This is a genomic window from Wielerella bovis, assembly GCF_022354465.1.
Classification (GTDB): domain Bacteria; phylum Pseudomonadota; class Gammaproteobacteria; order Burkholderiales; family Neisseriaceae; genus Wielerella; species Wielerella bovis.
Genome location: NZ_CP092361.1, coordinates 714160 through 725798, shown reverse-complemented (window position 1 = coordinate 725798; position 11639 = coordinate 714160). Strand labels below are relative to the sequence as shown.

8 protein-coding genes are annotated in these 11639 nt (G+C 44.4%); 2 read left to right on the top strand and 6 right to left on the bottom strand.

Annotated elements, in window-relative coordinates:
* Positions 1-31 precede the first annotated feature (31 nt).
* From murG to MIS45_RS03685, 5 genes are all read right to left on the bottom strand, one after another.
* Positions 32-1108, bottom strand: coding sequence for an undecaprenyldiphospho-muramoylpentapeptide beta-N-acetylglucosaminyltransferase (gene murG, locus MIS45_RS03705; protein WP_249447343.1), 1077 nt, complete (start codon positions 1106-1108; stop codon positions 32-34).
* Complete coding sequence (gene ftsW, locus MIS45_RS03700) at positions 1101-2360, bottom strand: putative lipid II flippase FtsW (protein ID WP_249449227.1); 1260 nt, start codon at positions 2358-2360, stop codon at positions 1101-1103. Before ftsW ends, murG begins: the two co-directional genes overlap by 8 nt.
* Positions 2361-2559: 199 nt before the next feature.
* A complete protein-coding gene (locus MIS45_RS03695; protein ID WP_283397437.1) occupies positions 2560-4143 on the bottom strand; it encodes an efflux transporter outer membrane subunit in 1584 nt (527 codons plus the stop codon).
* Between the two features lie 106 nt (positions 4144-4249).
* The gene (locus MIS45_RS03690; protein ID WP_249451043.1) at positions 4250-7414 is read right to left on the bottom strand and encodes an efflux RND transporter permease subunit; all 3165 of its coding nucleotides are present in this window, start codon (positions 7412-7414) and stop codon (positions 4250-4252) included.
* An 11-nt stretch (positions 7415-7425) separates the two neighbouring features.
* Complete coding sequence (locus MIS45_RS03685) at positions 7426-8727, bottom strand: efflux RND transporter periplasmic adaptor subunit (protein WP_249451041.1); 1302 nt, start codon at positions 8725-8727, stop codon at positions 7426-7428.
* Between the two features lie 164 nt (positions 8728-8891).
* On the opposite strand from MIS45_RS03685, the gene mtrR reads away from it, so the two are divergent.
* A complete protein-coding gene (gene mtrR / locus MIS45_RS03680) occupies positions 8892-9524 on the top strand; it encodes a multidrug efflux system transcriptional repressor MtrR (RefSeq protein WP_249443294.1) in 633 nt (210 codons plus the stop codon).
* A gap of 120 nt (positions 9525-9644) precedes the next feature.
* Positions 9645-10940 carry a paraquat-inducible protein A gene (locus MIS45_RS03675; protein WP_249451040.1) on the top strand — a complete coding sequence of 432 codons (1296 nt, stop codon included), beginning with the start codon at positions 9645-9647 and terminating at the stop codon, positions 10938-10940.
* A 178-nt stretch (positions 10941-11118) separates the two neighbouring features.
* Here MIS45_RS03675 and MIS45_RS03670 read toward each other — a convergent pair whose 3' ends face one another.
* Positions 11119-11631: an RDD family protein gene (locus MIS45_RS03670; RefSeq protein ID WP_249443292.1), complete on the bottom strand. Its 513-nt coding sequence runs from the start codon at positions 11629-11631 to the stop codon at positions 11119-11121.
* Positions 11632-11639: the final 8 nt, after the last annotated feature.

Genomic DNA, 11639 nt, shown 5'->3' with positions numbered 1-11639 from the left:
TACAAAATATTCGTTTTCAGGCTGCCTTTTATCACGATTTTGCCACTTGCAACACAATTTCTGCCACATCGTCCGCGCTATCTGGCAACGCCAAAGAACGCGCATTTTTCGCCCATTGCAAACATTGTTCACGCGTTAAACCACCAATGATTTGCGCCAAATTATCCGCGTTCAACTGACTTTGCGGCAACAACAAACCCGCTTCCGCCGCTACCATATAACGCGCATTTGCCGTTTGATGGTCGTCCACCGCATAGGGAAACGGCACGAGCAACGCACCAACACCAGCCGCCGTTAATTCCGCAATCGTCAGTGCACCAGCACGACAAATCAACACATCAGCATCGCGGTACACCGAAACCATATCATGCACAAATTCCACACATTCCGCATTGACACCCATTTTTTGATACGCAGCCTGCAAAGTCTCCAAATTGCCGCGCCCTGATTGATGCACAATTTGTGGACGTTCATTTTCAGGCAGCATCGCCATCGCTGCTGGCACAATTTGATTCAACACTTGTGCCCCTAAACTACCGCCAACCACCACAATTTTCAGGCTGCCTGAACGTTCAGCAAAACGCATTTCTGGCGTAGGTAAAGCTGTAATTTCCGCTCGTACAGGATTGCCCACCAAACCATCGGGATATTGTGAAAACGCTTTCGGAAAAGCGTACAACACACGCGCCGCCCATTTTGCCAAATGCTTGTTTGCCATGCCAGCAACCGCATTTTGCTCATGCACCACAATCGGCACGCCCAATATTTTCGCCGCCAATCCACCAGGGAACGTTACAAATCCGCCAAAACCAATTACCGCGCTAATCTGATGTTTTTGAATAATATCTTTGGCAGCCTGAACACTTTGCCATAACATAAACGGCAAACTCAATTTGCGCAACAAACCTTTGCCACGCACACCTTTCATCGCAATCAATTCTAAAGGAATATTGTGTTGTGGCACCAGACGTTCTTCCATGCTGCCCACGCTGCCCAACCACACGACTTTGTGTCCGCGTTGCTGCAAAGATTGCGCCACCGCCAACGCAGGAAAAATATGTCCGCCCGTACCACCAGCCATCAATAAAAATGTTTTTTGCTCACTCATTTTTTTCATCTTTCTTCATTTTTTCACGCGGGTCGGTTACGCAGAAACCACGCAACACGCGGCGATTTTCGTAATCTACACGCAACAACATGGTAAATGCCACCAACATAATCACCAATGATGAGCCACCATACGACACCAATGGCAGCGTTAAACCCTTATTTGGCAATAAACTAATATTCACACCAATGTTGATGAAACTCTGCGCTGCCACCCAAACGCCAATCCCAACCGCAATAAATGAATTGAAATGTAATTCCAAATCTCGCGCTTGTTTACCAATGGAAAATGCACGCCAAATAATCCAAACATAGACAAATACCAATGAAGCAACTGTTATCAATCCAAGCTCTTCGCCAATTACCGCCAAAATAAAATCGGTATGCGCTTCGGGTAGAAAACCGCGTTTGAAAATTGCATTGCCCAAACCTTCGCCAAATAAACCACCGCGTTCCATAGACAACAACGAACCTAAACCTTGATAACCTGTACCTGTTGGGTCTTTCCATGGCTGCCACATCACACTGATACGGCGCATACGGAATTCAGACGACACAATAACCAAACCCACCGTTGCAATCGATACACCCACCGCACTCCAAAACCATTTCATCGGCATATTTGCCAAAAACAGCAAGCACAAAAATATGCCCAAAATCACCATCATGGAACCCAAGTCGCGCGTTAATAACACAAACGCGGCACCTGCGGCAATCGGGATACCAACCATCACCACGCGGCGAAAATCGTGCAACACATCTACGCGGCGTTTAAAGAAATCCGCCATATACATAATGGTGACCAACTTGAAAATTTCGCTGGGCTGCACTTTAAAACCAAATGGCGTGTTGAGCCAACGCCGTGCGCCATTGACTTCTTCTCCGACAAAGGGCAAAAATATCAAGACAAACAAGGTTAAGCCAAGCAAATATTTTGTCCATCGCTGCCATCGCCACAAGGGAACGCGCATAAAAATCAGCGAACAGGTTAAACCCAATAAGGCAAATTGGGCTTGTTTAATCAAAAAGTAAGCGCGATTATCAAATTTATGCAACCCTGCCTGTGCACCCGATGCTGAATACACCATCACCAAACCAAAACACAGCAAACACAGCAACAACCAAACAAATGTTTTGTCGTAAGTATCACCATTTTTCAATAAGTTACGGTCTAACAATCGCTCCAAAAACGTGGAAGATTGCTTATTGCGGGCATAATAGTTAGGGGTACGAGGTTGAATAAATGATTTCATGATATATGTGTTTTTTTTCAGGCTGCCTGAAAATAGGAAAAAATGATTATTTTGTATTATTTGTTAAGAATAAAACGACAAAAGCAGCCTGAAAAATAGTTTGATTAAAATTTAGCTATTGTAACAGTTATCCGCTTGGCTGCAAAAAGAAAGGCAGCCTGAAAATGATTTTTTTCAGGCTGCCTTTTTCAAATACCAATTAGTTACGGAGTGCCTCTCGGGTATCTTGTATCACTTCACGAGCCGTAGCACGCACTTTTTTGCTATCCGATTTAATATGGCTCACACCATCGCTAACTGCATCTTTCAATTCACGCACTGCATTGGTTTTGCGTTCACTGCGTTCGGCATCCATTTGTTCGGGAACAGTTATATCATCGCTGGTGTGGCGTTTCAAACCGCCGCCCAATACTTTGTACAAATCTGCCAAGTTTTCCAGCAAACTCAATTGGTTTCGCAATACGTCGCTTTCAGCAGCATAGCTACTGCGTTCGGCATCCAATAAATCCAATGAACTGGACACACCATGTTGATAACGCAAGCGTGTCAAACGCAAACGTTCAGCGGCTGCACGATTTTGTGCCACATTGCTTTCATATTGGCTATTTAATGCTGCGCGTGCAACCAATGCGTTGGATACATCACGGAATGCGCTTTCAATAGCAGCCTCATACTCAACAAGAGCTTTTTCTTGGGCAATTTTGCTTAATTCTACATTTTTGGTGGTTGAACCCCAGTCAAAAATCGGCATGGAAGCATTTGCACCATAGTTCCATGACTTATTGGCAGATTCAAACAAATTGCTTAATTGTGGATGAGCAAAACCCAATGTGCTTGTTAAGCTAATGCGTGGGAAATAAGCGGCACGCGCTGCACCGATATTAGCATTGGCAGCTTTCAGGCTGTGTTCTGCGGCAATGATGTCAGGGCGATTATGCAATAAATCTGATGACAAGCCTGCGGGTAAATTACGAATGCGGAACTGTTTATCCAATGCCAATGGTTTAGGCAAATCTTCGGGAATGGCTTGGCTAATCAATAATTCCAATGCGTTACGCGCTTGTTCTCTCGAATTGACAGCCTCTGCATAATTGGATTTCGCGCTTTCAATCAGGCTTTCTTGTTCCAATAATTGCAATTTGGAAATCACGCCTGCTTTGTGGCGCAGTTGTGCCAAGCGATAGGTTTCTTGGCGTGTACGCAAGGTGCGTTCTGCCAAATTCATAGATGCTTGTGCTGCTTGCTCGTTGAAATAGGCTTTGGCAACGCTGGAAATAATGCTCAAATGAGTGGCATCGCGTGTGGATGCTTGGGCAAGATATGCTTCCAATGCAGCTTCTTTACTGTTGCGGACATTGCCCCATAAATCCAATTCAAAACTGGAAATACCCAAACCGATACTGTAATTTTCGCTTTGTGCACCACGGCTGCGACTTACACCTGCATTACCGCCTACGCTGGGCAACAATGCATTGCGTGAAATGGCATATTGTGTGCGGAATTTTTCCACATTTAAATTAGCGGTACGCAAATCGGTGTTGTTTTGAATTGCCAATTCAATCAATGCGTGTAAACGAGGGTCGGCAAAATAATCTTTCCAACCCAATGAGGCAGCCTGAATACTTTCCATTTCAGTTTGTTGTACATCATATTTGAATGTTGTTGATGGCAATTCAATATTAGGTTGCTCATATTTAGGGGCAAGATTACATGCAGATAATGCAATGCTGATGCTGATTGCGGTTATGGTGTGTTTAAACATTGTCATAATGTATGCTTTCATTTTCAGGCTGCCTTAATCATGCAGCCTGAAAAATAAATAAATTAAAAATAAACAAAATTATACTTTCAGGCTGCCTTAACAAACGTAGGCAGCCTGAAAATTATGGTTAATTGTCCATATCTTCTTCATCTTCAAACAAATCCAGTTCGCCTTGAACAGGAACAGGATTGCTGCCTTTGAAGAATTTACGCACAACAATGTAGAACATCGGCACAAGGAATACAGACAGGAATGTACCAATCAGCATACCCCAGAACACAGCTGTACCAATGGCGCGTTGGCTGGCTGATGATGCGCCTGTGGCGATATACATCGGCACGACGCCCAAAATGAAGGCAAACGATGTCATCAAAATCGGGCGGAAACGCAATTTGGCAGCACGTAATGCAGCTTCAGCTACGCTTTTGCCTTCGGCTTGCAAATCTTTGGCAAACTCAATAATCAGAATGGCGTTTTTCGCACTCAAACCCATGACGGTTACCATGCCAATCATAAAATACAAGTCGCGTGATGCGCCGTGTAATTTTGCGCCCAATGCCACGCCTAAAATACCCAATGGCACCACCAAAACCACCGCAAATGGAATAGACCAGCTTTCATACAAAGCTGCCAATACCAAGAATACGGCAACGGCTGCCAAGCCTAAAATAATGGCTTGTTGCGATGTTCCTTTGGCTTCTTCGCGTGATTGGTCTGCCCATTCCAGCGTGTAATTGCCTTCCAGTTCGTCCACCATGCGTTGCACTTCTGCCATCGCTTCGCCTGTGGTTTTGCCTGCCACCGTTGCGCCATTCAATTGCATCGCTGGATAACCGTTGAAACGCACGCTTTGTTCAATGCCGTTTTCCCAACGCGCAGTCATAAAACTGGACAAGGGAATCAATGTGCCATCAGCCGTAGGCACAGTTAATGCCAAAACATCTTCAGGCTGCATACGTGCTTTTGGGGCAGCCTGAACAATCACACGTTGCAAACGTCCTTCATTGGGGAAGTCATTAACATAACTTGAACCCAAAGCTGTACCTAATACGCTACGAATGCTACTGAAACTTACGCCATTGGCTGCTGCTGCCATACGGTCAATTTCAATTTTTAACTGTGGCGCATCTTCCAAACCCGATGCACGCACGTTTTGTACATTAAATAGCTGTGGATTACCACGCATTTTGCCCAACAATTCATTACGGCGTGCCAATAATTCGGCATGATTTGCTGTACCGCGTTGTTGCAGATAAAAACTGAAACCTGATGCGTTACCCAATTCCATAATGGGTGGTGGATTAATTGCCAAACCGAAACCATCTTGAATGGCACCGCCCATCAATGCGCCAGTAATCTTACCTTCCATAGATTGCGCATCGCTACCTTTGCCAGTTCGTTCAGACCAATCTTTCAAAATAATGAAGCCTAAACCCATATTTTGACCACTGCCTGCAAAACTGAAACCTGATACGGTAATCACGTTTTCCACTTCGGGCATGGATTTCGCTACACCCACGATATTGTTCATGGTTTTTTCAGTACGTTCCAGCGTTGCACCTGCTGGCAACTGTACGTTAATCATCAAGTTACCTTGGTCTTCCGCTGGCAAGAATGCTGATGGCAAACGCATTGCCAGTAACACGCCTACGGCAGCCAATGCAACATAAACCACAAACATAGTGCCTGCCTTACGCAAGGTTTTGGCAATCCAACTTGAATAAGTACGCGTGCCTGAATTAAATGTGCGGTTAAACCAACCAAAGAAACCTGTTTTAGTGTGATTATGTCCTTTTTTAATTGGTTTTAACATGGTGGCACACAAGGCTGGCGTTAAAGTCAAAGCCAAGAATGCCGAAAATCCAATCGCAAACACCATTGTCAGCGAGAATTGGCGATAAATATTACCCGATGCACCGCTTAACATGGACAAGGGTACAAATACAGAAATCAATACTGCGGTAATCCCGACTACTGCACCTGAAATTTGGCGCATGGCTTTTTTCGTGGCTTGTTTAGGCGACAATCCTTCTTCCGCCATAATCCGTTCCACGTTTTCCACCACAACAATCGCATCGTCCACCACAATACCAATCACCAATACCATGGCAAACATGGTCATCACGTTAATGGACATACCCAAATACGAAATGGAGGCAAACGCACCCAACAAGGAAATGGGTACAACAATCGTTGGAATCAGCGTATAGCGAATGTTTTGCAAGAAAATAAACATCACGATAAACACCAAAACAATCGCTTCCAGCAAAGTGGTAACCACTTTTTTGATGGACAATTCCACGAATTTTGAAGTGTCATAAGGCGCTGACCATGTTACACCTTCTGGAAAATAATGTTGCAACTGTTCCATTTTGGCTTTGACAGCAGTTGCAGTTGCCATAGCATTACCACTATTGGATAAAGACACTGCCATACCTGCTGCTCTTTTGCCATTCAAATAGGAAGCTGCATCATAAGATTGGCTACCCAATTTGATTTCTGCCACATCGCGCAAATACACATTTGCACCGCTGGTATTGCTTTTCAACAAAATATTGCCAAACTCTTCTGGCGTTTTCAGTTGCCCTTCGGCAGTAATGGTTGCACTGATTTGCTGACCTTCACTCGCAGGCAGAGCACCCAATGAACCCACAGCCAACTGTGCATTTTGTGCTTGAATTGCTGCGGTTACATCAGCAAATGAAACGTCATAGTTTTTTAATTTGGCTGGGTCAACCCAAACACGCATCGCGCGTTGTGCACCAAATAATTGTACATTGCCCACACCATCAATACGTTGCAATTCTGGCACAACGTTGCGTTGCGAATAATCCAACAACTCTTCAGCAGATTTGTTTTCACTTTGCAAAAACACCACCATCAAAAAGTTGGAACGTGCCTTAGACACAACCACACCATTTTGTTGCACCGTTGCAGGCAGCAATGCGGTTACTTCCGCCAACTTATTTTGCACATTCATCTGTGCCAAATCTTCGTTGGTTTCAGGTGTAAATATTAAAGACACTGTGCCTCTACCGCTGGAATCGGCAGATGTGGACATATAGTCCAAACCTTCTACACCATACATATTGCGTTCAATGACGGACAATACGCTGTCTTCCATCACTTGCGCATTAGCACCAGGGTAAACCGCTGTTAATGTGATTTTAGGTGCAGCCACCGATGGATATTGAGTAATCGGCAATCGGCTGATACCAATCACACCTGCAATCATGATAAAAATCGCGATTACCCAAGCGAAAATTGGTCTATCAATAAAAAATTTAGCCATGCTTTACTCCATTATTCCTCAGCAGATGCAGCCACATTTGAGGCAGCCTGAACAGGTGTTCCCACCATAGCATCTGCATCATTTTCAGGCTGCTCTTGCGTCGGCAAAGATTGTGGTGCGGCACCAGCAGAAGTAGCTTGTTTGGCATTTTCAGGCTGCCATTCTTTGGTTTGCACTTTTTGTGCACCTGTCATACCAGCAATCATAATGCCTTCCACAATCACTTTATCACCAGCTTGTAAGCCTTCACTGATAATCCAGTTACTACCTGTTTGCCCTACCACTTTCACAGGACGCGGTTGCATTGAACCATCTGCACCCACCACCATCACAATATCTTGCTGACCACGCGTAACCGCTTGTTGCGGCACAACAAACGCATTATCCACGCTAGACAATGGCAATTTAACACGCGCATACATACCGCTCATCAAAATACCTTCTGGATTAGGCACAACGGCGCGTAAAGTAACCTGACTTGTTTTTTCATCCACAGTTGCATCAGCAAATATTAAGTTGCCTTTGTGTTCATAAATAGAACCGTCTTCTAACTGAATACTCACTTCAAAGTTTTTATTTGAACTGCGTTCACCCGTTGCCAACTGCTGACGCAAACGCAAAATATCGCCAGATGATTGCTTGATATTGACATACAAATAATCTGACTGCGTAATCAATGCCATTTGCGTAGAATTTGCGGTAACCAACGCACCTTCGGTTACCAAACTTTGCCCAATAAAGCCTGTAATAGGTGCTTTAATATGCGCGTGATTCACATTTACTTGCGCGGAACGAATAGCCGCTTGTGCCGCTTTAATTTGCGCTTGCGCTGAACGTTGTGCAGTTAAGGCTGCGTCCCATTCTTGCTTACTAATCGCGTCAGCATCCACCAATGGGCGATAACGCGCCACATCTGCATCGGCTTTAGCAGCCGCTGCTTGTGCAGTCAATAGGCTGGCGCGTGCATTTTCCAAATTCGCAGCGAAACTGGCATCATCAATTTGATACAAAGGCTGCCCTGCACGAACCATTGCACCTTCTTGGAACAAACGGCGACGTACAACACCCGAAACCTGTGGCACAATCGGAGCAGAACGCACCGCTTCCAAACGTCCTGGTAAATCCACTTCAATCGCCACTGTTGCAGGCTGCACGGTAACGACACTCACAGTTGGCGCAGGTGCTTGTTGCCCAGCTGCACCACCTTTTCCACCTTGTTGTGCTGCCGCATCTTTGCCATCGCCACACGCTGCCAATGCCAACGAAGCTGCCAATGCCAACGCAGTCATGCGCCAGTAAGTATTTGTCTTCATTATTGTTTCCTATTGACTGAAAATAAAATCGTTTCAAGGCAGCCTGAAAATATTTTTCAGGCTGCCTTTTAAATAAATGTAAAACGCGGTATTATACATTCATCTATGTATGTTTTGCAATCTTTCATTTTTTAATTAGTCCCTATATTTACCCTTTAATTCTTATGAGAAAAACCAAAGAAGAAGCCTTAAAAACCCGACAATATTTACTTAACGCTGCGTTAGAAGTTTTTTGGCGCACAGGCGTTACACGCGCATCATTACAAGAAATTGCCCAAGAAGCAGGCGTAACACGTGGTGCTTTGTATTGGCATTTTAAAAATAAAGAAGATTTGTTTGAGGCATTATTTGAACAAAAATATATCTTATTTATGAGCATGATGAATGACGACAAACTCAATGAAAGTACCGATGTCTGGGCACATTTGCGTAGTAGTTTGTGTGAATTGTTTCGCATTCTAAACAGCGATGAAAAACAGCGAAAATTCTGTCACGTTATGTTTACAAAATGCGAACAAACTGAAAATAATCAAATTGTTACTGAGTTAGCACAACGGTATCACGCCATTAGTCGTGAGCGCATTTACCGTGCTTTGGAATTGAGTGTGGCACAAGGTAAATTGCCATCCAACACAGACATTGTTTTTTCGGCTTTATATTTGGAGAGCAATTTGTGTGGACTGGTTACCATGTGGGCAAATGAACCGAACCGTTTTGATGATTTGCCTGCAACGGCACAACGCATTATTGGCGCAAGTATGGATGTATTGCAAAATGGGACATTTACTACCACTTAAATCAACATAAAAAGGCAGCCTGAAAACGTAAAAATCTATTTTCAGGCTGCCTTTTCATCATTTTTAAACCATAAATTCCGCTATAATCCACCATTATTTTTTCAGGCTGCCTCAATCTTCATGCCTTCTATTCGTCAATATTTATACCGCAAATTCAGCCAAAAATGGCACAAAATCTATACCCCAAGCGCCACCCTTCCCGCGCACACGGTAGATTGCCCCGAATGCGGTTTACGCACTGAAATTCCCAAATTACGCCAAGGACAAGAAGCCTCTTGCCCACGTTGTCATCACCATCTGGTACGCATTGAACCCGAACCCTATCCCGTACCACTTGCCTGCGCCATCTCCGCCTTGATACTGATGACACTGGTTTACACCTTGCCCTTTATTACCGTGCGTATGACAGGCATGTTTACACGTTTAACGCTGCCTGAAATGGTGTACGCCCTACTCGCCGATGATTGGGGTTTTCTCGGTTTAGTCATGTTCGCGCTCACATTCGGCGCACCCGTATTATTTTTATTATTGTGTATTTACGTTTATTACGGCTTACTTACCAACCGCACCCTACCCTATTTTCTTACCAGCACGCGCCTACTCACCCGATTAGGCGAATGGATTATGGTGGACGTATTTTTCATTTCCATGCTGGTTGCCTACATCAAAATCAAAACAGTTGCCATGCTGACTTTTGGCGCCGCATTTTGGCTGATGCCATTTCTCGCACTCCTATTACTACGCACCGCCATTTCCGTGCCAAGTCATTGGATGTATTACCAAATCCACAAACACAACGGCGACCGACTGTTTCAGGCTGCCCCCGACACCGTTTGCTGCACCCGTTGTCTATACTTTCGCCCACGCAGCGAACAAAATTGTGGCGTATGCGATTCCGAACTTTTTGACCGCCGCCCACACAGCCTGAACATCACATTTAATCTACTGCTTGCCGCAATGATTTTGTATATACCTGCCAACCTGCTGCCCATCATGATTTCCGAAAATCCTATGGAAAGCGAAATCAGCACCATTATGAGCGGCATCATTTATATGTGGAACAATGGCGACAAACTCATCGCCGCCATTATTTTCAGCGCCAGCGTTGCCGTACCCACACTAAAAATCATCTCCATGCTGATTTTATTGTACAGCGCACGTTTCAGGCTGCTTTTGCCTATCAATATTTTATCGCATCAATACCGCATTACCGAAGCCATTGGGCGTTGGTCGATGATTGATATTTTTGTGATTATTATTTTGATGACGACATTTCACACCCCAATTGCGCGTGTAACCCCTGGCCCTGCTGCGATTTATTTTTGTATTGTCGTGATTTTGACCATGTTATCGGCACATTTTTTTGATGTGCGATTATTGTGGGATAAACATCAGCAATATAAAAAGGCAGCCTGAAAAAGGAGAAATTGCCTTTTATAGTGAATTCAATTTAAACCAGTACCGCGGTGCCTACTCCCTCATCTACCTTGATATACACGGCATTCACTCTCACCTTGCCCTGATTTAAATTGAATCCACTATAAATCAAAGTGTTTGCTCATATACAATTATTTAAAATAAAACAGGAAGATAATTATTTTTCCTTTAAATCTACTAATTCCGTTCCCGCCAACACATCATACAAAAATTGTTTACGCGGATGCAAAACCGCAAATCCCCACGGCAAAATCCACCACAATATTGCCAATCCAGCAGCCGTTTTGCCATGTATATTCATGCTTTGCGCGCCTTGATAAACAAGTAGGGGAATGAATACCAAAAAGACACATGCCCAGATAAAACGCATCAACAAGCGTTTGGCGACAGGACGGCTGCCTGATAAATCGGTCAAACCAATTTTCCAGATACGCATTGGGAGCGTTTGTCCTTCGCGCACCCAGTTCAGGCGAAAATATGCCCACCATACGGATAACATCAACACAGTAAACAATACAGGTGTCAGGCTCATCAATGCAGGCATGGTGTTGGCAATCAAGGTGTTGATGATGCCGCTCACAATGGCGGTTAATGTAGTTACCGCGCCAACCAATAAAGATTCATACAGCAGGGCGGCAAAGCGGCGTTTTAAAGTGGCAGGTTGATACATAGTTTTCT